Here is a 22,526-nt window from a genome sequence, read left to right on the forward strand (position 1 = left end):
TTAAGGCGCGTCCTTATAGCAGGAGTCAACTTCTGAGTTCTTCTATGTAGACCGATGCGACCTCTTCACCGTTCATGGTAACGTTGGCGATGCGATTGGCGAACTCGATACGCCAGTCGCAGCCAGCTGGATAAGTGAATACGTAGGCGTCGGCCGCCGGTCCGCGGAACGAGAGCCGGGATGCAATCGGGGACGCGGCGGACCAGGGTGCTGAATTCCCCACCGCCGAAAGTGGTCACTTAGCTCCCTCGTCAGATCTTTGGGCCTTGCCGCGCTGACAGCTCTTTAAGATGAGTCCTGATCGCCGGAATGAGCTTGTTCAACTCGGTCACATCAACCGTCGCTACTTCCTGAGCGTTCGCCGTGGCGATTGCCTCGCGGCCGATAAACTCGATTATCCAGTCGCAGCCAGCTGGATAGGTGAATACGTAGGCGTCCGCTTCCGGGCCACGCTCGCAGTTGACCTGTATTTCTTCGTCCTCGGGAAGTGCCGCTTTTATAATCCCAAATGCCTTCGCGAAGTCTTCGTCCATGGTGTATCCATCCCTGCTTCGATCAGGGAAAAGAACGCCGTGTCTGGGAAGCCATTCGGCCAACGCAGCGAAAAATGCGTCTGCGTCTTCGCCGACACGGTAGTCGTGCTTTGCTTGGCAAAACTCTTGAAGAGTCCAGCCGGTGTCGCCAATCTCAACATTTTCCCAAATGGTAGCGTTCATCTTAGAGTCCTTCCAACTCGCATTGGTTGATGTCGTGCTGGCATCCTTTCCCAGGAATATTTCCACCGGCGACTGCGTTTTCTGGTCGCTGCTCATAAACTCGATAAACGCCGAGCCGTCCGGATCGCGCATAATCTTGGGCCTGATGCCCAGTTCATCCAAGATCGGGCCTACACGCTTCGTGATCTCCGCCAAACGGTTGAGAAGGTGAAACTCCATTTTTTGTCTCCGTCATTGCTTGTTGACGAGACTTTGAAGTGCGTCGATGCAAGAGACTAAATGCGGGTTGATCTCTTGCGATAAATTTGATCGCTTCCGATCAATTCACATCGGAAAAATCCGCTAAATAATCATTTTTGTTACATTTTTTAAGATCCTGTATGGACGGGCATGTCGTGCTGTGCAATCGTCCTGTTGCAAACTCAGGATCGCAACAATGATCAAGCTTCGAATACAACACGGTCGGCAATACTTCGCGTCAATCTGACGTCGCGAGTTTTCATGTTGAGTATCGGAGTACCTGTATGAGTACGCTTTTTCCCTTGATGAAGTCAGTCTCGAGCACGAGCAGCTGCGGATCAAGTACGGTCCACCGGACTGCGGCCAGCTCGTATTGCGCTCGTCATCTCCTCACAAAAATATAACGCACCGACACACTTTACCCAATGTGAAGCTCGCCAATTCGCGTCATATCGATTGCGGAAGCAGGACAATAGCGTCCGGTCGCGAGGTTCGCAGTGTGGTGTCTGGCGTTTCTTGCCGTGTTCGTTCGCACATTTAAAATCAGCGTGGTGCCGGTAAACCTGGAAGCAGTGCCAGACAGCATGGCCTCATTGGCCGCTACTGGCCTGCCCATGCTGATCCCTGACGGGTCGGAAATGCGGGATACCATCAGGCTGGTGCGCAAAAAATAATAAGGACGCGACCCACTTTCCCCATTCAGTTCCGCTGCGATGCGGATCATTTTGCCGTCCGAGCAAGAACCGCTCCTTTTCAATAGGTAACGACGACATGGCCGCTACAATGAAGACAGCACTCATAACCCGCTAGCTCATCCAAACCCACTCACCGCTATCGCAACCCTTCGAGAGGGATGGCGAAGCTTTGTCCAAAAACTGGAGAGAAACGATGACGAAAGATAGCAATCACAAACTTGCCGGTAACACGAACGATGTCACTAGCAGAAGCTCGCCGCTGGCACCGAACACGGCCCCGTGGACGCCATGCTTGGTGCCCACCCCGGGCCTCTCCCTCCCTTTCGCGTCCTCGCTCAAAAAATTGAAGCGCCTTCGCAAGGTCGATCAGACGACGCTTGAACATGACCGGAAGGCCTACTTCAACCGGATCTGACCCCCTCACCCAGCAAGTTGAATGCCCCAATTTGAGGTCCGCGCACCGCGACCCATTCAGGAGAAAACTATGTATAGCGTGATCAGCGATCTTCTTCTCAAACAGCACGGCCCCCGGTTGATCGGGTCGGACGACTGGAAGTTTTGGGGGCGCCTCCCTTCTACCATCGGCGCCGACCACCGACCCGCGAAGCTTGTCCGCGATGTCGTTGCGCGTGGAACTTCTGATCTTCACAGCAGCGCCGCGATCCGTGAGAAACCCTGCTTGCAGCCAAACATCTCGATGGACTTCTCGGTGTGGCTGACCTTCGCCAGCTACGAGCGCGAAGCAGAGCTTTTTCGCGCGTTGCTGCGGAAATCCGGTGGTGATGGGTCACAATTTCGCGGACAGAAATTAACCGCGGCACCCGAGAATTCCGTGCGCGGCCGCCAACAACTCGGATCCCTTCCGTGTAATTGGTACTGCGGGATTGTTCCCCAGAGGTACAGCGGTCCAGAATCCACTAGCGGACGGCAGCCCGTTCAGAACGGCGGTGAAAAATGAGAAATCCAACCCGCCCTACTCCCATGTCTGAGCGCTCGACCGGCGGTCAAGATCCCAGTTCTGACGAAAGGCACGGGTTCGCGTCATTCATCTCCGCGACAAACACACGTCTGAAATCTGAAGGCTTCTGCCTGAAGAGCCGGGAACTGTTCTTCGTCAATGTCCTCCGCTGCACCGGGCCAGGACTGTTGAACCCGGCTTCAGTGTACAACGACTACCGAGCGGATTTGGCGCACGAAAACCTTAAGCGCATGGCTCAGGGTCCAAGCTTGCTGTCGGAAGCAACCCGACTGCAATTCTATACAGCTGTAGAGGGCCTCCGCGCCTTGGGTCGCTCGCTTCGGCAATCCGCAGCTTTGAAGAAGGCTAGTGGTCATGCAGCGCGATGAACTGGTGAACTACGATCGTTTGATGCGGGATCGGCAGCGAAAGATGCTGGAACGCCGAGGCGAAATGCCAACTCGATCGTCGAAATCTAAGGACTCGTTGGAACATAGCGCAAGCTATTACTCGCCCTACGATGTCATCGGTCATGTGACTGGCGCAGACAAGCTTTACGAGACGGAAAACCATCCTCCCGTCATTATCGGTGTGGTCGGCCACAACGGCGCCAGGTCGGTCGCGAGAAATAGCAACCGGAGCTATCGCGGCCACCTCATCTACGATTGCCGTGAAGTCCAACACGAAAGCCGCCTCGAGAAGAACGTCGCGCAGATCTTGATCACATGGCCGGACGTTGTGAACATCTGGTCCCAGCTTCCCAGGGTCCGATATCCCGACGCGGATGGCGACTGGCATAAGCACACGTTCGACTATCTGGTTCTGTTGGCGGACGGCCGCTACCTCGCAATCTCGGTGAAGCCGGAAATTCACCGAGTGGAGGAAGAGGCAAAACTCAAGCAGATAGTAAGTGTACCGCAATCTGATTTCGACGAGGCGTTCGTCTTCACTGATGCCCAGGCAACGCGTGAGGCTGCATTCAACGCTCGCTTTATCCTTTGGGCCCGCAAGAATGCCAACGAGAAAGAGATCACGGCCGCTCGCGAAATCACCCGGTTGCTTCCAGGTAACGTCTTCTTCTGGCAACTATTCGATGACGGCATTCCGCACAATCTGAGACGCGCTGCCATTGTCAAACTCATTGATAACGGCGAAGTCGTTCCGATAGACCCACTCGCTCGCATCACGGATTGGTGCAGACTGCGCATCGTCCACTAGCCCCTCATATCAAACCAAACGCCACCAAGCCCCTCGATTTGCAGGGACGGCGAAGCTTTGTCTGGAGAATGGAAATGACCGATTTGTCCTGCCCACTCAGTCCAAAAGATTGGATTACGCTCGATGGTCGTCGGCTCGCTCGAGAGGTCGGCCTCCCGGTCGAGGACTCTCACGGCCTTTCGGAAATGACCTCGCCTGTCGGCATGAGGTCTCGGCACGAACTGTTTGTCCATGGGCGATCTCGCGGCGACCGCGACAAAAATAATCCGTCTAACTCGGCGAAATAGGAGGAAGCGATGTCCCGACAGAAACCAATTATTCAGCTCCATGTGACGGATCGCATCATTCTCTTCGGGCAGATCCTGTGCCGCCTGTCTCGCTCTTCCTCCGATGGTTACACGCTCCGGATGCTTGATAAGCCGCATGGTCTCATCTTCGTTTCACGCGAGGAACTCGATGATCTGGTCGCTCGCGCCGAACTCGTGATTGAACCAGGATATTTTCCCGCGAAGTCAGTTGAGAACATGCCACGAGGTTGGCAGCCGTCTGCCGCTATTGCTGCACGCAAAAATCATCCGGGAAATGGAACGGTGCACTGATGTTCGAGGCAGCGTTCAACGTTGGATATCTTCGCCTAGATCTGCGATCAGATGACCGCGTGACCTTTTCGGACAGCATGATCTGCCGCCCGAAGGAAACCGATCAGAACGGGCATTTCCTCAATCCTATTGATGACCCGACATATACACGGTTCGTGTCACACGAGGACTATTATCATGGCATCGTCGCGGGAGATATCCGCGTCGATGACGACTATTTCTCCGTTAAGAAAACTCAGTTTCGTGAGATGTGGGGAGACCTCACGATCAAGGAGCTTTCGGCCGACAGCCGCGCTCGCGTCCATCGGGCGAAGGGCTTCATCGATCGGTACGACAATCTGATCGCAAGCACCGCCGTTCGGATTACCGCCAAGATGCTTCAGGGCCTCTTGGCCAAATGGAACGACCAGATCAACGACGAGGCAAAAGAGAAGCAGAAAGCAGAACAAGATAAGAAGAACGCCCAGAAAGACGGCGCGAAAGCTAACGGAAAGCGTTCCCACAAACGTACGACGTATTCCGTTTTCGACAAGGTGCCAACTGTCGAGACCTTCTATGAGCAGTACAACCGTTTCTATTACTTCGACCAAAACCTGATCGCGCTGGCTCGCAAGCCCAACAAGCCGGGTTGCACGCGCAACCGCCAGAACCATTCGCCTGAGTCGTTGGCACTCGCTATCTCGTGGGCTGATCGATATTACGAAGCTGATCGCGGTAAAAAGAAAGAGCTGTACGCTGAATATCTCGGTGCCGTAGCAGGAAATTCCGCGCTCACCAAAGTCACTTACGACGCCTTCAACGGCTACATTATGATGGGCGCGACCTATGACCGTGTGCTCGCTCGACACGGCGCCGCGCGGGCACGAAAGATGTTCCGCCCGCTCCGTCACGGTACCGACGTTACAAGGGTCGGCGAGCTGGTCGCATTCGACGACCATGAGTGCGACATCGCTCTCTGGCTGCGCGTGTTTGGCGTCTGGGATCATTTAACGCCATATATGAAGAAAATCGCGGAGACCGCTCGCGTTTGGATCACAGTGGGCGTGGATGTCGCCACTGGATACATTGTCGCGATCAAGATGTCGAACAAGCGCTCATCCAGTATGGTCGTCAGCGCGATCGAGATGGCGATCTCCGACAAGACTCACATCGCTGAAATGTCAGGTGCTCGCCGCCCTTGGTTCCCGTTCCCAATCGACACTTTCATTAGTGACAACGGTGCGGAATACACCGCCGACATCGTCACCGAAATTCTCAACGCTTGCGGAATCGAGCCTGACCGCACACCAGCTGGACAGCCTTGGCTTCGCGGGACTTGCGAACGCACGTTGCGCACCCTGGGAGCGTTAGTCACCCACGGCATGCCTGGTCGCACGTTCGCCAACGTGGTCGAACGTGGCGACTACAATTCCGAACAGAACGCGGCGCTCCTCGCAGAGGAATTCTACGCCCTTCTGATCCGGATGACGGTTGATTACCATCATCTCAAGATCTCTGGCCCCCGCAAGCGGGCACCGCATAACGCAGTCGCGCAATACCTTACGGAGATGGCTCCGGGGAATCGTCGCATCATCGACCTTCACAAACGCAGGCACATCTTTGGTGTCTCGCGCAAGCACGCTATCCATCCCGAGGGTATCATCGTTTGGGGCATCCGGTACAACTCCGATGACCTCCAAATCCTCCGCCAGTCAATCGACAACAAGAAGGTGCGAATTCACTTTCACGAGGAGGACCTCCGCTGGATTTCGGTTCAACTCCCAGATCGCAAGTGGATCACCGTAAGGAACCGCTTCGGTTTCGACAGCCCCGTCGGGCTGAAGGAATGGATCCTTGCACGTCAGGACGTTCTGGCTGACGCGAAGGAAGAGGAAAAGAACGATCTCGAAGTTCAGTGGGCCGCATTGGCTCATCGCCGCGAGATCGGAGATAGCGCCATTCTGGCAGCTGGCATCACCATGCATCGCCCCACCCACAACGACTATCGACAGCACCATAAGGTCATGTTCGAGAACGCAAACTTCGAACAAAAGCGGCCTCTCGGGCCGCTACCGATCCCCTTCGTCGAAAAGGAGAAGCTTCTTCAGAGCAGCTTCAAGGCGATCAAGGGCGAAGCTATCGCCCAGCTTGCCGCCGACAAGAAGAAGACGAAGGCCCCCACCAACAAACGCACTGCAACAAAGCCCAAGAAAAAGGAGATTGACGGCTATGACGCGTACTAATCGTAAGGAAGGCATCACGCGCAAGGTTCACAAGAACGGTATTACGCTTTTCGGAATCTCGTACAAGAGCGAGGCTCTCCAGCAGCTGACGCGTGGCGGAGGTGTCGTAGATGCCTTTATTAAGCGTCCTATTCCGGACCTTCGCAAAATCCAAGTCGAATTGTCCTCGGGCGCAATTTTGAAATTGACCGCGGAGTGCCTCAAAGCCTGCGATGAGGCCGTCTCGGAGCAGGAATGGCTCGCCACACTTGCTGAAATCAACGCTGGCCGGAAGTGAGCGTGACCATGGCCCAGAAGCAGAAAACCAAACCCGAAAAGTTCGTTTACACTCCATTGCCTGACCTTGGGCCTTACTTCGCGTTCCGAAAGAAGGTGCGATCCTATCATTTGACGTCAGCCCGCGACCGCGTGTTCTGCGAGCACGCGGACAAACTCTACATGAACTGCGAAGCCAGCCACAACGGCGGGGGCACGGAAAAACGTGCGATCTTCGTGATTGCGCCAGCGGGTAGCGGAAAGACAACACTGGTCAACCATTACGTTGGCTTGCTTCCGTACTTCCAGCCGACCATCGATGCCTACGGGGACGAAGTATCGCCCGTCCTGCGGATCAAGCTTCCGCCTTCGTCGACCGCGAAATCGGCAATGCTCCACATTCTGCGGAAAATGACAATCGACGACAAGAAGTACAAGACGAAGCCGGAAGCAGACCTGCCTGAGATCGTGCTCGGCCATTTGAGGGAGCTAGGCGTCAAATATTTGGTCGTGGATGAGGTGCAGCATGGGGTCCGGGGAACAAAAACCGGCTTCATCAAGAAGATGCAGGACGCGCTGAGGGACCTGATCAACTCCGACGAGTGGCCGTTGCACGCGGTTTTCATCGGCACGCCGGACGTCTTGCCAATCCTCGAGGATGAACAGGTAAACCGGCGGTCGGATATCATTCGGCTCGCGCCCTTGGAAGCCAAGTACGCATGGTTCGTCGACAATCTGATCGAGGAGATCATCGTAGATTCCGCGGGGATGACCTATTCATTCGAAGCCGCCGAGAAGGTGACGGCTCGCCTGATGCACGCTGCGAACTACGTCATGGGGACAGCTATCCTCATGCTCCAGGAAACATGCTTCGCCGCATTCCTTGCTGGAAAGACCGAAATTACCCAAGAGCAACTCCAGGCGACCTACGTCAAAAAGACCGGTTGCTCGCGGCACGACAACGTATTCGAAGCGCCAAATTTCCTGAAGATCAAACCAAACGAGGCACTTGCCGACTTGCTTAAGGAAGACGAGAAGGAAGACGACGATGTCACATACTAAGCTTCCGCGCTCGGTCCCCGTGCATGATGACGAGTGCGTCGAAAGCTTTGCTTGCCGTCTAGCTTGGGCAAATGGCTTTCGCACAGCTATCGATATGCTGTCCTCCGGCCAATCCAGCGGCGGAACCCTTCGCAATCTTTCCCAAAACGCCGTCGCACGCCTCGCAGAGCTGTCGGGTGTTGCAGAAGAGAATCTGCGAAAGTTCACCGTTGCTCCGGGCGTAATTATTCCGTTCGGTGAGACCACCGTGAAACGGTCACAGCTCAATCTCCGGAACGTGCGGTTCTGCCCGAATTGTCTCCATGATGACGCTCGCAAGGAAAACCCCGTCCGCGGCGGGCATCAATACATTCGTGCGGCTTGGGGATGGTCGATGATCAACTCTTGCGCGGTTCACGGTTCGCCTCTGGTGAGTTGCGTGATCGAGCCGCAATCCTTGCAAAACTTCAAGCCCCTCTTGCGGAGCGTCGCCCCCGTCGAGCCCACAGAAGTACACGACGCGGACATCTATTTTTACCGCCGCCTCGTGAGCCCGGCAGGAACTTCATTCTTGGATAGTTTTCCCGCCTACGTCGCAGCCGAGTTCTGCACGCTCATTGGCGAATTCGATGAGGCTCTTCGACGCGGAGCGGTCCGTCACCGCATTGCTGGGGGCTTCGAAGCTCCCACCCAGCGTTCCTCAGGATACGCGATTGCGAAAGGGGGACAGGAGGCTATTTGGGACTTCCTGACTGAGTACGTCCGCCAGATCTCTCGGACCGTGACACAGCCGAAAGCGATTTACTCCGCAGCGCATCACTGGTGGAAGGTAAACAAGCACAATCGAGACTATCACCCGCTGATGAAGCTCCTCCAACAACACGCCGAAGAGCATGTCCCATTGGATCGCGGCGAAGTCTTCTTCTGGCCGGTGCTCACGCGTAAAGTTCACACCGTTCCGTCGGCCGCCATCGCTTATGGACTTTCCGACAAGCGCATCAAGCAAATTCTGGCAGAGCGATATGATGGAGAGTTACCCCGCTTTCTCAAAAAGAGCATCATTCACCGGCCTTTGCTGGACGCACGCTCGTGGCTGAACACCGGCGAGGTCGGCGATATCCTTGGGTGCACGGTCGCGGTGGTCGATCAAATCATCAAAGCTGGCATCCTTACGGCCGTGGCGAACGCGCCAGAAGAAATCCGAATCTACCGTCTCGTTCACCGTAGCGAGGTCGAGGAACTGTTGATCAAGATCAAGGCGGCTGTCCAAACAGAAACGCCCGCCGGTGACATAAAGCCGATAGTCAAGCTTCGCTGGTTCGGCGGCTTTGTGGGGATACTGCGCTTGCTCTTGGATGGGCAAGTCCAGAAAATATACAGCGACAGCCCGAACGTGCGGCTGGACACTATCCAGGTTGACATCGAGGATCTGCGGAAAGCTCCACGAGAACTTACTGGAATGGACGCCATCGACGCAGATGTCGATGCGGACTTGATCGAGCTTGATGCTGCCCGTCGCAGGCTAAAGGTGACTAAGTCCGTGGTTGATGCCGTCATCGACGCCGGGCTTATCCCCTACACGATGGTCGAAAACCGGCGTGGGAGTAAGGGTCGCAGACCTTGGGTGAAGACCGAAGACGTGGATCGTTTCGGCGCCGATTTTGTCTCGCTGGATATGCTGGCAGTGGAGCGGGAAGCAAACCCCATGACTCTGCTTGCCGAACTTGGTGGACAAGGTATCCGTCCGGTCATTCAAGGCGGCCGTTTCGTCGGAAGATATTATCGACGGTCCGATCTCGAGTAGCCTGACCTCAGTCATCAGACGCCAGTGACAAAGCCCGGTTAACAGCCGGGCTTTTTTGCGTCGGTAGATATGGTGTCGTCGGCGAAAGCCACAGTTCGGGATCTCTTACAGGTAGTTTGCAGGATTCCCGGAACACCCTCGAAAATCGGCATGTAGCGATTACAGTAGGTTGCTGGAAAAAGTTCAGGAAAAGTTATCCTGCTCTACATTAGCAACTGCCGATTCCCCTTCACAGTGGCCTCATTTCCCATTTGCGAGGCCGCAATTTCCCTATGAGAATGTCCTCACTCCTAAAAAGGCGATCTAAGCGGCTGAATGTCCGGCTTTTTTGTCGAGTGTTCGGGATGCAAGCGCTTGTAGTGCGCAGGCAGCGGCGAGGAATGAGAAAGGCTCTGTCGGCATAGGTCCCTGGTCGGCTTAAGGCCGACCATTGGCGCCGGAGTACCCCTAGGGGATGATGACGCGTCTGCTTGCGATGCGAACGCGGTCGCTGAGATCGCCTCAACGTCAGCGTTGCATCAGGCAGGGGCATAATCCCATGAATGTTGCGGCCGATCATTTGATGATCGTAAGTGCGGACTCGGGCTTCTCCACAGATGGCGAGAGTGGCGCTCGCCGTTGCTTCGCGAAGTGCGAAGCGACGAGACATGGTGATGGAGTGGGATAAAGCCTATGACGATTGAGAAGCTGCAACTCTCGCCCGAAATTCTCTACTCCGTCAGCGATCTCAGCGAGCTTGGATATTCCAGGACTTCGGTCGGAAGGCTCGTGCAAGCAGGTGCGCTGACTTCCCCGCTTCGGGGCGTCTACCGCCCTGCTGGCGGCGACGAGGCGCCGCTCTTGGACAAGCTCGCCTCAATGTCGAAGCATTGTCCGAACGCAGTCTTCTTCCTCTTTACTGCCGCCTCCTTCCACGGCTTGGCGACGCGAGAACCGGCCTTCGAACACATCGGCCTTCCTCCAACGCAACGGGCTGCGCCAACGTTCTCAAACGGTGAACTCCCGGTGGACGTCGTGAGGTGGTCGCGTTACGAGGACTGGGCGGTCGGGGTCGAAATACACCATCATTTGGGAGTGGACATTCGGATCACTTCCCCAGAGCGTACCCTTTTCGACCTTTGGCGCTATTCTTACAGGAACCCCACGCTGAAAGGGACCCACGAACGCGTCACGGATGAAAACCTGTTTGACGGGTTCTCCGGATATTTCGATAAGTTCTCAAGGAATACCGGGCCGCTGGGCGACCTCGCGGAAACGCTCGAGCGTCGAATGACGACCCGCAACGCCTACGGCGACTTCTTGCTGACCTTTGAACGCGGCTTCAACGCCCGGCAGGTGTTCTGACGTCCATCAGCCAACGGCTTGGCGTGGCACGCAGTTGCGGCCTTGGAATTTCGCCAACTTGCAACCTCGAAACATCATCGAATCCTTTGCGACGCAAGGATTCGATGTGGAAGACACCCTCGCCTGTTCAATCCTGTGGTTGCAATAATCCGAGCACTCTTCGACTATCGTGAAAAATAATGAGTCGGGAGTCCTTATGAAGCGCGAGAAAAGGCCATGAGCCTCCGATCGTATCAGCGACGCGTTCAGGAATGGGTGATCGCCTGCTTTCCACCTGCTTCGGCCTCCAATCGAGCCGAACGTTCGCATCGGTTCCTTGAGGAAGCGCTGGAACTGGCCCAAGCGAGCGGCTGCAAGGAAGAGGACGCCCTTGCTTTGGTCAAATACGTCTACTCACGCCCTGTGGGCGAGGTCTGGCAGGAGAGCGGAGGGGTCATGGTGACCCTTGCTGCGCTAAACAATGCACTGGCCGTCGATCTCGAGGAAGCTTCTGAGCGCGAGCTTCAGCGGAATTGGGACCGGATCGAAATGATCCGCGCGAAGCAAGCCGCGAAGCCTGCAGGATCGGCGCTTCCATCATGAGGGCTGATTTGGAATTTATCGTCGCACAAGTTTGCGTGGCAATAGTCGATTCGAAGATCCCGCCGAGGTGGCGGGGTTGAGAGTATCGTTCGAGGATGATGTGCTTCGGGACCGGTGCTGCCTTTTTGACCGAGGGGAGCAACATTTCGGGGCTTATCTTGCAAGACTTGTGTTTAACATGATCGCTGAAGCCGAGGCGGCTGAAAATGCTGTGGAGTGGCAGGAGATTCTTGTGGATGACCTGCTCGATTGCGGATCGGACGCCTTTCAAATCGCAGTGGGAACGGAATACGTCGCGCAATTCGTTCCTGCCGGTCAGAAATACAAAGTCGGCGCAGATGGGCTGACGGACTGGTCTAGTGTCACACGCCTCAAGTTGACCGCCATATGGAGACGCTGATGATGAATGACGCTAATGCGACAGACTGGTTTTCCAAACCAGGAGATTCCATCCGCGTAGTCATGCAGCGTCGTATGATGAGTGCGGACCAAGTCGCCACCCGGCTGGATGGAGGCTTCCAGACTCTGAGGTCCCTCCTGGACGGATCGATGCCCATCGACACCGAAATCGCCCGTTCGCTGACCGAAGCACTGGGTGCTTCTCCATCGTTCTGGCTCAAGCGCCAGGAAAACTTCGAGCGGGCTGTGGAGCGGGCCGTCGCTTCCATCTCCCGAGATGAGATCGATGAGTTTATACGTAGCGTACCTGCGCCAGGTGCGAAACCGCGCGGCAAGCTGACGGACGCGCGTCGTTCGGAAGAGGTTCGAAAGCGGCTTGTCTATTTCAGCGTCCCCAGCACGAAGTCCTGGCAGGAGCACTATGGCCGGTTGGTCGGCCGCACCGATTTCCGCAGCACGAACGCGTACGCGACCAAGGAGGAGGCCGTCCTTTTATGGCTGAGGCGCGGCGAGCTCGAATCCGACCTTGTCAAAACGCGGGAGTGGAACCCAGGGAACCTTCAGGATCGGGTCGAGACGATCAAACAGCTTTCGTTGCTCAAGCTTCCTGAACAGTTCCTGCCCAAGCTCCGAGTTCTTCTTGGCGAGGCGGGCGTCGCACTTGCCGTCGTGAAGGCGCCGTCGGGATGCAGGGCGAGTGGTGCAACGCGCCTTGTCACACCGGACAAGGCGATGATCCTGATGAGCTTCCGGCACCGTTCTGACGATCAGTTCTGGTTCACGCTGTTTCACGAAATCGGACATCTTGTCCTCCATCACGCTCAAACCTTCGTTGATACCGACGAGGATGGTCCCTCAGACGAGCGTGAAGACGAGGCGAATTCGTATGCTCGGAGCTGCATCGTGCCGGACGAGCGTCGTGAGGAATTCGAGAACCTGACCGAGGACCGCGAACGGGTACTGCGTTTCAGCGTCAAGGCGAAGATCGCCGCCGGCCTCACGGTGGGCCAGATGCAGAAGCGCGACATGATCGGCCAGGACAAGCTGAACTATCTGAAGCGCCGCTGGAGCTGGGAGCAGATCAACGCCGTAGAGGCGTAAATCAGCCCTTGAAGTGAACGAATGCAGTCGGGCTTTTCTGCCAGTTGCAGAGTGCGTCTTCCATTACGGCCATGCCAACGTCGATAGAGCCGTCGAGTTCATCCATCCATTGCTGGAGCTGTGCCGGCGAAGCTGCGGCGTTCGGTGAACCGAGGAAAAGAAGACGTGCTCCTGTGGCCGGCCCCGTCGCGCCCACCAAGTAGGCCGAGCCGGGATGGATGGGTGCAATGTCGTAGCGGCCGATAAGTGCCAGATAGTCGAACTTCGCCAATCGTCCAAAGGAAAGAACGGCGCCCATCTTCTTGTATAGATAGTCGAAGATGGTCTCTGGATCGTTGCCAGCCTCGTGGATTGCGTTTGCGAAAAATTCTACCTGGCTGGGGCCTACCAACTCGAGATAGGTCTGGAGGACCTTCGCGAATTCGCGCTTTGTCCCCGGCTCTAGGCTCTCGTATTTGCGATGGTTTCCGAATTTGCCTTGAATGCTCTTGGCGTTCGCGTAGATCCAGTCAGAGAATGCCGTGGGATTGGATGAAACCACCTGCCAAGTCCAGGTCCCCTCGCCCAACTTGCCGTAAATGTCCTTCAGGCGGAGCCAGCCCGTGTCCGCCGGGCGGGCGAGATGAGTCATGAGAAACACGAGCCAGGCCGCGTCTTCCACTTGGCCGTTCTGCATATGGTAAGCGACCGCGCGCTCTGCGTCGAAGCTCGGATGATTTGGATCCGCCCGACTTGCTGAGACCTGCTTCTTCTGCACCTGCGCGTAGTAGTCCTCCCTGCGAAGGCTGGCCACGAATTGCATAGCCAATGTGTCCAGCGTCGCCGCACTCGCAATTCCCGGAAGATGCCGTACGTTTGCCGAATGCTGCTCGAGCCCTGCAACGACGCGTGCCTTTTCGTCCGCCCGAGTTGGCCATTTCATGCATTTTCTCCAATAGCTTTGATTTCGATCCTGCGACGCAGGTGGCGACGTGTTTCAAGATGAGTTTTGTAGAGAGCGCCGTTGAACTGGTCTTTTAGCTCATCGAGCCGCGCATCGATCCCCGACGCCCAGAAGACCTGAACAAGCCGCAGGATGTCTGACCAGTACGGGTCGCTGATGACATCCTCAGCGCGGAAGGTTGCCCCGCTTCTTATCGCCGACTCCGCTTCGAGAATGGTGCGGATCAGTTCGAAAGGATTTCCAACCGACATTTCCGGCATCGGCTCGGTCCTGTGCCAACCCTCCGCAAGGTAGATGTCGAGCTGGGGTAGATAGTCCTCATAGACATGCATGCTGCCGACATAGTGGTAGTATTCGCCAATCTCATAGTTCAGACGCCGGGCAACCATTTCCTGCAGCATCGTGAAGCAGAACACGTCATGCGGCAGACCGAAGTAAGCATCGTTGGAGCGCATGGTCACGGACAAATGCAATCGTCCGTCGCGTACCAAAAATTGGGCGGTGGTGGTGCACGGTATTTCCTTGAAGTCGCCTTCCAAGTCGGCAGCGTCGAAAAGCTGCACCACCGCCCTCTTTGATCCTGGCTTTGCTGTGAGAAGCGTGATGATGTTTTCGAGCTGATGGATTTCACCCCGCATGTTCAGCAAGCGGGGGCCGTAGGCGCCGTGGAGCCTGCCATCGTCCTCGGCGTCGTCCTTGTACCGGTCGATATAAGGCTGGATGAACTCGAGCCGGTCTGACCCCGAGAGGTACCAGAGAAGTTCGCCTATCGCGCTGAATGGCTTTCCACGATCCTCGGAACGACTAATACGGGCACGGGGGCTCCTCAGCCGTAAAGAAACGCCGAGCAACTCGCGCGTTCCACCTCGGGAACCCTTGTTGAATTGGCCTTTGTCACGGAGAGCTTCGTAAAGGACGTGCAGAACGTCATCAATTCCATCCTTTTCGATTTCCATGACTGCTCCACTGCGAATCGACGAACAGCAGAAAAGATATCTCGGACAGGTTGCGATTGTAACTTCTGCAGTACTGATAACAGTAGTTGAACTCGCTTTTTCCAAAGCGAAGTCCCCCGCATTGTCTCACCGTCCGGAGCAAGCAGAAAGTGTTCGTCAAGACTACTCTGACGCTTCGACTTGCACGGAATTCAAGCGGGCAATCTTCGTGGATTTTTGGGAGTAGAGGAAATTCACGATGACCTCGCTTTCACATGTTCCCTGAGGTCGGTGCTCGCTTCGGCTTCCGTGCCAAAGCGGTACGTCAGGCGAAACGACGAACGATCGGGAATCAAGCCGAGGTGGTGGGCCTCACGATCCTGTTCGAACTTCAGCGACTGGCCGGCGTGGTGCAAAACATCTTCATATGCGGATGGTAGGTGGACACCAATTGCGTCAAGGAGCCCGAGAAGATGCGTGATGAGCTTCGGGCGGTTTGCTATCTCCCGATGGTGGAATACGGAGTTTCGGGCGTTGCGCACACTCGCGAACATTTCCTTGAAATTCGTGCTGGTGAGAATCTTTCCAGGCACGAATTGGTCTTTGAAACGCTGCCAGTCACTCGTAATGAATTGTTCGAGATGCCTCAGGTAGCCATACTGCATGATCTGCATTGCCGAGGCGCCGTCGATGATCTTCGATGCCTCGGCATCGTTTTTCAACCCGTTCGCAAAATCGAATACGGCCTCGCCGAAGTATCGAGGCTCAGGACGTGCGTGTAGAAATCGCGCCACCAGTCATGCGTTCCGTAGATATCGGCCATCGCGTAGCAAATAAACGTTCGGTACGACGTTTCGAACACGTGCAGCGCTGGGTAAAACCTTGAGAGCTCGGAGATTTTCCGATTGTACACCCGATGAAGGCGCGAGACGAAATCTGCAGAAGTCTCTCAAGGAATTGACCGGTGCCTCCCGTTGATCTTGGTTGGGCGTTCATTCCTGTTTCGATTAGCTCCCTCCGGGGAGTTTTTGTGTTTTTGGGCCACGGCCGTTCGCAGTTCGGTTTGCTGATCTTAGTAAAAGCTCATTATGCCCCCTGCCGCACATTCTTGGTTGCCACGGCGGCCCCCATGTCCGACTATTTTCGCCGGGTTCTCTTCTTGCCACGCAAGGCTAAGACGCCAACGACGAAGAGTATAGCTGCGACGACATAGCCGCCGTGCCCCTCAGAGCTTCCCGATCTTTCAGCATTTGTTTCGTGGTTGCCGCTCGACACCTTTTGAGGCGAGGTGCTGTTTAACGGCATTGAGCCTAAATCTGGCTTAGGCTCGGTGTCTGTCGGCGACGCGGGAAGTGCCGCAGCTTGTGCCGCTCCGGTTGCTGGTGCTGATACGTTTCCGGAAAGACCAGGCGCCGCGAACAGCGCCCTCAGGGTCTCTTGAGTGATGATGCCAGACGGGGTCAAATCGTGTTCCCGCTGAAACCCTTTCAGCGCCGTTACGGACTTCGCTCCCCACAAACCGTCTGCTGCGCCGGCCTCGAATCCTTGAAGGGAAAGCGCTTTTTGGACCTCCGGTACCGGCCGGATCTCGGCGTGAAGGTCCGACACTGACAACGCCCACACGACGAAAGCAGACAGTACCGACGCGAATCTGGACTGGAATGACATCGGACTTTCCCACTCTTCCCTAATACGAAATATACACGCAGATTTTCTTCCGCCAATTGTCCGCGCAATGCTTGCATCGCTCTATCGGGGTTTCTCAACAATCGGACCCGTAGTATCAAAAAACTGTGGATCAACTTCAACGTTTATATGCGGAACCCGCAGCAACCTATCTATACTCGCGTTTCTTGTTTGCCCTCCAGGGAAAGTTTCGTGACCCTTATGATCGCGCCGATGTTCCGGCCCTACCTCGACGAAGCTCTTGCACGCTTCTCCTATTTGCATCCTCATGTGCGCGTGGCCGTCACGGAGGAGAGCGTGGTGGTTGCGAGTGATGACCCGGCTGTTATCGCGGAATTTCGACACACGCTGTATCGGCAGAAAATTCATCGAGAAACCGACGATCTACGGCAATCGATCATCCAGAGACTGCTCCGATGACCGTTATGCCTTTGAAGTTTCGATCTACGACGGCGCGCGAACTGATCTTTTGCGACGACGCTGGCGGCTATTTTCGCTCGGACGAAGAATTCCTTGAGAGATATATAAATGGCGTTCTCACACCGACCGATCAGACGTTTCTGCGCACAAATGGGCATGCATTCAGCAACGCTGGCGACTTGGCATACAACGCCTTCACCTATCGCTGGGCGAAGCGGCTGCATGCGCCGGCCGATCTGAACTACGCAATCCTTGTCCCGACACTTCGATGCAACCTTGCCTGTTCGTATTGCCAGGTCAGCCGGGTCAACGAGAATGCGCGAGGTCACGATTGGGACGACGAGACGCTTAAAAGCGTGCTGGCCTGGCTCGATAGCCTCAAGACCGACACCATCAAGATCGAATTCCAAGGTGGCGAGCCACTTCTTCGGCTGGACCTCCTCAAAGCTGTGCGGACCTACGCTCGCGATCGGTTCAAGAAGGCGGAATTCGTCGTCTGCACGAATTTGCAGGAGGTAACCGATGAGGCATGGGAATTCCTGGCGTCGGAGGACACCTCGATAAGCACCTCTCTCGATCCGACCATTGAGCTGCACGAGCGTCATCGAACCTGCAGCGGCAAGTCGACAAGCCAATTCTTGGAGAACCTACGCCACGCGATAGGCGCGTTTCCAGATCGTGTTTCGGCACTTCCAACATTCGATATCGACGCCCTGCCCGCGCCTCGTGACGTTATCGAAACGTATTCGGCATTCGGATTCCGCTCGATCTATCTGCGTCCTGTCAATCATCAAGGCTTTGCCCGAAAGCGGTTCCGAACACAGGACATTAGCTTCGTCTGGAATGACTACGTCCGTCGCTTTGTAATGGCGCTCATCGAATACAACGCACGCGCTGATGTGCCATTGGAGGAGTTCTATTTCTCACATTGCCTACGCCGCGTCCTGCGCGGGGGACACGATGGTCACGTCGACCTGAGAAATCCCAACATCGTTGGGCGCAGCTATCTGGTAATCGACCATGACGGTGCCTTTTATCCTACAGACGAAGCACGGATGGTCACCCGGCTGGGACAAATCGACCTCCGCATGGGAGATATCAAGTCCGGGCTGGATCGCTCTATCGTCGACGTCTTGAACGCCGAAGCGACCAACCTTTTCGACCCGGATTGTGTGCACTGTCCATATCAAGCGTTCTGCGGCGTCGACCTTATCGACGACCTCTCGCGATATGGGCGGATAGATCTGCCACGCCATCGAACCGACTTCTGCCAGAGGCATACCGCTATTTTCGATCTGGTGTTTGAACTGATCTACTCCGATGATCCGAACGTGCGGGCCTCGATAGCGCTGTGGTCTGGCCTGAACTCGGTCGATCCCGAACTGGCAAAGGTTCACCGATGATCGATCTGCGTATCAAGGTCGAACCCCTGCCGTTCTCGGAGCCTCTCGTCCTCAGGCTACGAGAAGGCAACGCCGTTAATGCTGGCGCCGACGACGCCGTCCTGATGTCCGTCGATGGACCGCGCCGCGAGTATGACTATCACGGCTTCTCGATAGCCTTTCATGCTGACAGTGGCGTCAGCCTAGACAACGACGTCGTAATGATCGTTCCCGGACAGGCCAGCGCCCGACGGTTGATCCGGGCAGACTCTGTGCACAACACGCTCCTCATAACCGAACAGTGCGATCAGTTATGCGTAATGTGCTCCCAACCTCCGAAGAAGCAGCATGTAGACCTCTTCACCGAACTTGAGACCGCAGCCTCTCTTGCTCCGCGCGACGCCTACATCGGCCTGTCCGGCGGCGAGCCTCTGCTTCACAAGCGTAAGCTCTTCGACATGTTGATCACGCTTTCTCAGTCCCGACCCGATCTCAAGTTTCATATTTTGTCGAATGGTCAGCATTTCGAGGAGAGCGACATCGATGTTCTTCAGAACATTGGCACAGATCGAATCCTTTGGGGCATTCCTTTATACTTCGCGACGGCCGCCGAGCATGACGCTCTCGTGAAGAAGGTCGGCGCTTTCGATCGACTGCTCGAATCCTTTGCGTTGTTGTTCGACGCGGGCTCCGCGATCGAACTGCGAACCGTGATCATGCGGCAGAACTATTCGATGCTGCCGGCTCTGGCATCATTCCTCGGTACACACCTCCCCTTTGTCGAGCGATGGGCGCTGATGCAGCTCGAGAACATTGGTTTCGGCCGGATGAACTGGAACTCGAGCTTCCAGGACACATCGGTAGAGTTCGGACACGTCGCGCGTGCTGTCGACATTGCGTCAGCGAAGGGTTTAGCCGTGCAGCTTTACAATTTTCCGCGTTGTTCAGTGCCGGTGCGATATCGCCATCTTGCCCCGGCTGCCATCTCGGATTGGAAGAACAAATTTGAAGCGTTCTGCACCGACTGTTCTTCGAGGCAGGCATGCGGCGGCTTTTTCGAGTGGTACAATCATAAAATCGGTTTCAAGGAGTTGGGGCCAATATGAAGCGGCGCGTATTTCTAATTCCATCATTGATCGCAGCGGGATTCCTACCGGCAAAAGCCGGTGCGATGCCGATCGATACAATCGTTAAAAAGCCCGATCCAAACTCGATCCTGGAGCGGCTTAAGATCAAGCATTTATACTCGCTGGCGGGGCATCGCTCTCATTCAAGCCACAGCTCTCACAGCTCGCACTCAAGTCATCGCTCGGGAAGCGGCGGCGGATATCTCCCCAGGACGACCTATACCAGTCCGTCTAACAGCGCTCCCGCGCCGGCGCCTCTTTACACCGCGCCGCCGACCTATACGCCACCGGCGACACTTGCCTCACCCAGCCAGGCGGGCGTGCCGACCCCAGACGCCAAGATCAAGCCGCTTCCAGGTACGTCGACCAAATTCAAACAGATCGTCATTCTGGTGCAATCGGGACTCACGGCATATGGATACTACGCAGGGGCGCTTACCGGCGTCATCGACGACGACACAAGGGCGGCCCTGAGACAGATGCAGCAGGACAACAATCTTAAAGTGACGGGTACAGTTACGACGGAGGTCTTGGACGCCTTCGGTATCGCGGCCAGATAGCACAGCATTATCTGGCGTACTGCGACAGTGATGGTCTATCTCAAGTCGCCGGAAAGCCGATTGCGGGTTTACAGGTCGTGTGGCGACTTCAGTCGCCCCTGAACGCGGCAAACGACGACCGAGTATTTCGTTTCGCCCACCGCTGGTGTCACCTCTTTGACCGCAACGGCCTCCCGTACGTGCGAAGCGTTGCCTCCTCGGTCGACCAGATCAAGGACCATCAGGATCCGCAATCCCGGCGGCAAGTGAAAGCTGGCCCAAGGCAACAGCGGCTTCCGCGCGGGCGCCAGGAATTTGAAGCAAGCCGTGTAGATGACCAAGTAGCTCATTGTCCTCTACATGCGAGAGAACGAAGCCCATGATATTGGCCGCATGTGCCAGATACGTTTGATCGTCGTCGAACTCTAGTTCAAGAAGATGCGCTTGCAATCTGCGCATGGCAGAAGGTCCGGACTGGACGAGATAGAGCACGCCTTGCAACGCCTTGGCGCGCGTGATCGGGTGCAGCCCCTTTCGAGCGGCAATCTGCAGCATCGTGACGGGAAGCGACAGAGGCACTTGTGTTCGCGGACATGCCGCGATGACTCGCGTCATCTCTGCGAGCATGCCGGGGTCTTCCGCGACCGACAGAAAGTAAATCAGCGCCTCGTCGCAGACTAGAGTTTGCGCTATCCACATGGCGACGAAAAGATCCGCACCCGACGGTTCGTCGCGCAGCTCATCTGCCGCTTCGCGCAGACCGGCGATGCCTTCATTCGAGAGATCGACCGGGGCATCCGCTGGATCCCAACCCAATATGCGGTCAACGATTGAATTCACGACTGCAACCCTAAAACAGCTTGTCTTCTTTGAAAGCTTGCTTCCTTCTGTTGGCCGGCACAACGGTATCGAACTCCGTTCGGTCCACCGCGCCAATAATCACTTGGAGTTCTGGCTGGTCTTCGACCGCCTTACCGATACTGCCGATAAGGTCTGCGAACTCGGCCGCCATCTCTTGTGCGCCCGGTGAGTCAAGAACCAACAAGCCTGGATGCCGTCCGACGCCGGATCTGCGCGCAACGTCCAAGACTGCGAGTGCCGCGGCCACGCGCACCCTGAGATTTTCGCCGGGAGCCAGGTCTTTGAAGGTCATCTTCTCGGCTCCGCCCTGTTTCACGTCCAAGCGGTTGATAGAGAGCTTCATGCCCTCCAGGTTCTGAACGCCCAATTGCTCGGAATTGGTCAGCAAAGCGTCACTGACCTGCTGAAGCGTGCTGGCTTGGGTTTCGTCCATCAGCGTCTTCGATACCACGGTGGCTAATTTCAGGATCGCCAGCAATTTTTGGTAGGCAGCCTCGTCTCGCGGATCCTCTGGCTCGGCGGAGTGCTCCTTAATAAGGGCTTCGACAACAGCAATGTCGCGGGCAAGTTCGACTGAGCGATCTGGTGCCGAGAGCTCTTTGTGAAGGTCTTCCGTAGCCTTCATCAGATTGTTTAGTGCTGTCTTGGTTTGATCCGATCGACGGACGGCCGCCATGTACTCACTATCGCGAAGAGCCAACTGCTTGATGGCATCGGCCGCCGCTTCGTCGAGAGCCGGCAGTCGGTCATCGGGCTCGCCGACCGGAGGCAAGTCTATATTCCCGCAGAGGCCACAGGTCTCGACCGCTTCGGCCTTGAACCGACCGGCGTCGATCGAACCCGTCAACAGCGTTGTCGCCGAACAATGCGGGACCGTCACCCTTTACGAACAGGGCGGCGGACATCGCTGGCCATCCATGCTGAACGACAGATTCGTTGGCCTTGTGAAAAGCGTGGATGCGCTCGAATCCAAGCTCGTTCATGAACAGGTCGCCGACAGCTTCCTGAAACGCGTCACCTGCGGGTCCTTCATAAAGGAGCGTTTCGACAGCTTGATGGCGGGTCAGGCGCGCGGTCGCATCTTTCTCATCAACCGCACCTGCTGCCTTCTCCAACTTGATGAAGTACGTCACGCCGTCGATCTGGAACTCTACGTTGATCCGGTCGAGCCACTTCCACACATCGGGCGTCAGGTGCCCAGGAAAACAGGGCTAACGATCACCTCAAGGACCGTGAAAAAGTAACGCATTGCGTCGCTGGAGCCAACTTGTGGCGGCTCGCTTCCAAGAACGAGACCTCGAACTGTCGTAGTGCCGCGTCTGCTTCGGCTTCGTTAGAAGCTTCGATGCGGTAAAGCTCAAGTCCTTTGGACTTCCTGCCTTGCGACCCGGCACTATCCACCGGACCTATTCGCTGAAGTCAGAAAAACAGTTGAATTCTCAGGTCTGATAGAGTCTTT

At 56.0% G+C, this 22,526-nt stretch carries 24 protein-coding genes; 16 read left to right on the forward strand and 8 right to left on the reverse strand.

Annotated elements, in window-relative coordinates; genetic code table 11:
• Window positions 1-251: 251 nt before the first annotated feature.
• On the reverse strand, window positions 252-935 hold the full coding sequence (locus QTL95_RS17085; RefSeq protein WP_289721126.1) for a hypothetical protein: 684 nt from the start codon (window positions 933-935) through the stop codon (window positions 252-254).
• Between the two features lie 439 nt (window positions 936-1,374).
• Window positions 1,375-1,680: a hypothetical protein gene (locus tag QTL95_RS17090; protein ID WP_289721127.1), complete on the reverse strand. Its 306-nt coding sequence runs from the start codon at window positions 1,678-1,680 to the stop codon at window positions 1,375-1,377.
• Between the two features lie 455 nt (window positions 1,681-2,135).
• On the opposite strand from QTL95_RS17090, the gene QTL95_RS17095 reads away from it, so the two are divergent.
• From QTL95_RS17095 to QTL95_RS17145, 11 genes are all read left to right on the forward strand, one after another.
• Window positions 2,136-2,609, forward strand: a complete 474-nt coding sequence (locus QTL95_RS17095) for a hypothetical protein (RefSeq protein ID WP_289721128.1) — start codon at window positions 2,136-2,138, stop codon at window positions 2,607-2,609.
• Window positions 2,610-2,984: 375 nt separating this feature from the next.
• Entirely contained in the window at window positions 2,985-3,827 is an 843-nt protein-coding gene (locus tag QTL95_RS17100) for a hypothetical protein (RefSeq protein WP_289721129.1), read from the forward strand.
• Between the two features lie 296 nt (window positions 3,828-4,123).
• Window positions 4,124-4,426: a hypothetical protein gene (locus tag QTL95_RS17105; protein WP_289721130.1), complete on the forward strand. Its 303-nt coding sequence runs from the start codon at window positions 4,124-4,126 to the stop codon at window positions 4,424-4,426.
• The gene (locus QTL95_RS17110) at window positions 4,426-6,648 is read left to right on the forward strand and encodes a DDE-type integrase/transposase/recombinase (protein WP_289721131.1); all 2,223 of its coding nucleotides are present in this window, start codon (window positions 4,426-4,428) and stop codon (window positions 6,646-6,648) included. The genes QTL95_RS17105 and QTL95_RS17110 overlap by 1 nt, the downstream gene beginning before the upstream one ends.
• Window positions 6,635-6,925 carry a Mu transposase C-terminal domain-containing protein gene (locus tag QTL95_RS17115; RefSeq protein WP_289721132.1) on the forward strand — a complete coding sequence of 97 codons (291 nt, stop codon included), beginning with the start codon at window positions 6,635-6,637 and terminating at the stop codon, window positions 6,923-6,925. The genes QTL95_RS17110 and QTL95_RS17115 overlap by 14 nt, the downstream gene beginning before the upstream one ends.
• Window positions 6,926-6,933: 8 nt before the next feature.
• Window positions 6,934-7,965 (forward strand): ATP-binding protein, encoded by a 1,032-nt coding sequence (locus QTL95_RS17120; RefSeq protein ID WP_289721507.1) that lies wholly within the window; start codon window positions 6,934-6,936, stop codon window positions 7,963-7,965.
• Window positions 7,952-9,748: a TniQ family protein gene (locus QTL95_RS17125; protein WP_289721133.1), complete on the forward strand. Its 1,797-nt coding sequence runs from the start codon at window positions 7,952-7,954 to the stop codon at window positions 9,746-9,748. The genes QTL95_RS17120 and QTL95_RS17125 overlap by 14 nt, the downstream gene beginning before the upstream one ends.
• A 672-nt stretch (window positions 9,749-10,420) precedes the next feature.
• Window positions 10,421-11,092, forward strand: coding sequence for a type IV toxin-antitoxin system AbiEi family antitoxin domain-containing protein (locus QTL95_RS17130; protein ID WP_289721134.1), 672 nt, complete (start codon window positions 10,421-10,423; stop codon window positions 11,090-11,092).
• Window positions 11,093-11,308: 216 nt separating this feature from the next.
• On the forward strand, window positions 11,309-11,674 hold the full coding sequence (locus tag QTL95_RS17135; RefSeq protein WP_289721135.1) for a hypothetical protein: 366 nt from the start codon (window positions 11,309-11,311) through the stop codon (window positions 11,672-11,674).
• 178 nt (window positions 11,675-11,852) lie between these two features.
• The gene (locus tag QTL95_RS17140; protein ID WP_289721136.1) at window positions 11,853-12,074 is read left to right on the forward strand and encodes a hypothetical protein; all 222 of its coding nucleotides are present in this window, start codon (window positions 11,853-11,855) and stop codon (window positions 12,072-12,074) included.
• The gene (locus QTL95_RS17145; RefSeq protein ID WP_289721137.1) at window positions 12,074-13,174 is read left to right on the forward strand and encodes an ImmA/IrrE family metallo-endopeptidase; all 1,101 of its coding nucleotides are present in this window, start codon (window positions 12,074-12,076) and stop codon (window positions 13,172-13,174) included. Before QTL95_RS17140 ends, QTL95_RS17145 begins: the two co-directional genes overlap by 1 nt.
• A gap of 1 nt (window position 13,175) precedes the next feature.
• On the opposite strand, the gene QTL95_RS17150 is transcribed toward QTL95_RS17145, so the two are convergent.
• The 4 genes from QTL95_RS17150 to QTL95_RS17165 form a co-directional block, all read right to left on the reverse strand.
• Complete coding sequence (locus QTL95_RS17150; protein ID WP_289721138.1) at window positions 13,176-14,096, reverse strand: alpha-glutamyl/putrescinyl thymine pyrophosphorylase clade 3 protein; 921 nt, start codon at window positions 14,094-14,096, stop codon at window positions 13,176-13,178.
• The gene (locus tag QTL95_RS17155; protein ID WP_289721139.1) at window positions 14,093-15,073 is read right to left on the reverse strand and encodes a thymidylate synthase; all 981 of its coding nucleotides are present in this window, start codon (window positions 15,071-15,073) and stop codon (window positions 14,093-14,095) included. Before QTL95_RS17155 ends, QTL95_RS17150 begins: the two co-directional genes overlap by 4 nt.
• 233 nt (window positions 15,074-15,306) lie before the next feature.
• Window positions 15,307-15,846 (reverse strand): hypothetical protein, encoded by a 540-nt coding sequence (locus QTL95_RS17160; RefSeq protein WP_289721140.1) that lies wholly within the window; start codon window positions 15,844-15,846, stop codon window positions 15,307-15,309.
• Window positions 15,847-16,189: 343 nt separating this feature from the next.
• Window positions 16,190-16,720, reverse strand: coding sequence for a peptidoglycan-binding domain-containing protein (locus tag QTL95_RS17165; RefSeq protein ID WP_289721141.1), 531 nt, complete (start codon window positions 16,718-16,720; stop codon window positions 16,190-16,192).
• Window positions 16,721-16,939: 219 nt separating this feature from the next.
• On the opposite strand from QTL95_RS17165, the gene QTL95_RS17170 reads away from it, so the two are divergent.
• From QTL95_RS17170 to hxsA, 4 genes are read left to right on the forward strand one after another with little or no spacing between them, the layout of a single operon-like run.
• A complete protein-coding gene (locus QTL95_RS17170; RefSeq protein WP_289721508.1) occupies window positions 16,940-17,158 on the forward strand; it encodes a hypothetical protein in 219 nt (72 codons plus the stop codon).
• Entirely contained in the window at window positions 17,155-18,561 is a 1,407-nt protein-coding gene (hxsB, locus tag QTL95_RS17175; protein ID WP_289721142.1) for a His-Xaa-Ser system radical SAM maturase HxsB, read from the forward strand. Before QTL95_RS17170 ends, hxsB begins: the two co-directional genes overlap by 4 nt.
• Complete coding sequence (hxsC, locus tag QTL95_RS17180) at window positions 18,558-19,646, forward strand: His-Xaa-Ser system radical SAM maturase HxsC (RefSeq protein WP_289721143.1); 1,089 nt, start codon at window positions 18,558-18,560, stop codon at window positions 19,644-19,646. The genes hxsB and hxsC overlap by 4 nt, the downstream gene beginning before the upstream one ends.
• Window positions 19,643-20,227 (forward strand): His-Xaa-Ser repeat protein HxsA, encoded by a 585-nt coding sequence (gene hxsA / locus QTL95_RS17185; RefSeq protein ID WP_289721144.1) that lies wholly within the window; start codon window positions 19,643-19,645, stop codon window positions 20,225-20,227. Before hxsC ends, hxsA begins: the two co-directional genes overlap by 4 nt.
• A 210-nt stretch (window positions 20,228-20,437) precedes the next feature.
• Here hxsA and QTL95_RS17190 read toward each other — a convergent pair whose 3' ends face one another.
• Window positions 20,438-21,046, reverse strand: a complete 609-nt coding sequence (locus QTL95_RS17190; RefSeq protein WP_289721145.1) for a hypothetical protein — start codon at window positions 21,044-21,046, stop codon at window positions 20,438-20,440.
• Between the two features lie 10 nt (window positions 21,047-21,056).
• Window positions 21,057-21,914 carry a hypothetical protein gene (locus tag QTL95_RS17195; protein ID WP_289721146.1) on the reverse strand — a complete coding sequence of 286 codons (858 nt, stop codon included), beginning with the start codon at window positions 21,912-21,914 and terminating at the stop codon, window positions 21,057-21,059.
• Window positions 21,915-21,984: 70 nt separating this feature from the next.
• Here QTL95_RS17195 and QTL95_RS17200 point away from each other — a divergent pair, with 70 nt between their 5' ends.
• Window positions 21,985-22,311: a hypothetical protein gene (locus QTL95_RS17200; RefSeq protein ID WP_289721147.1), complete on the forward strand. Its 327-nt coding sequence runs from the start codon at window positions 21,985-21,987 to the stop codon at window positions 22,309-22,311.
• Window positions 22,312-22,526 lie beyond the last annotated feature (215 nt).

It is taken from the genome of Rhizobium sp. S152 (assembly GCF_030380735.1).
Taxonomy (GTDB): Bacteria; Pseudomonadota; Alphaproteobacteria; order Rhizobiales; family Rhizobiaceae; genus Rhizobium.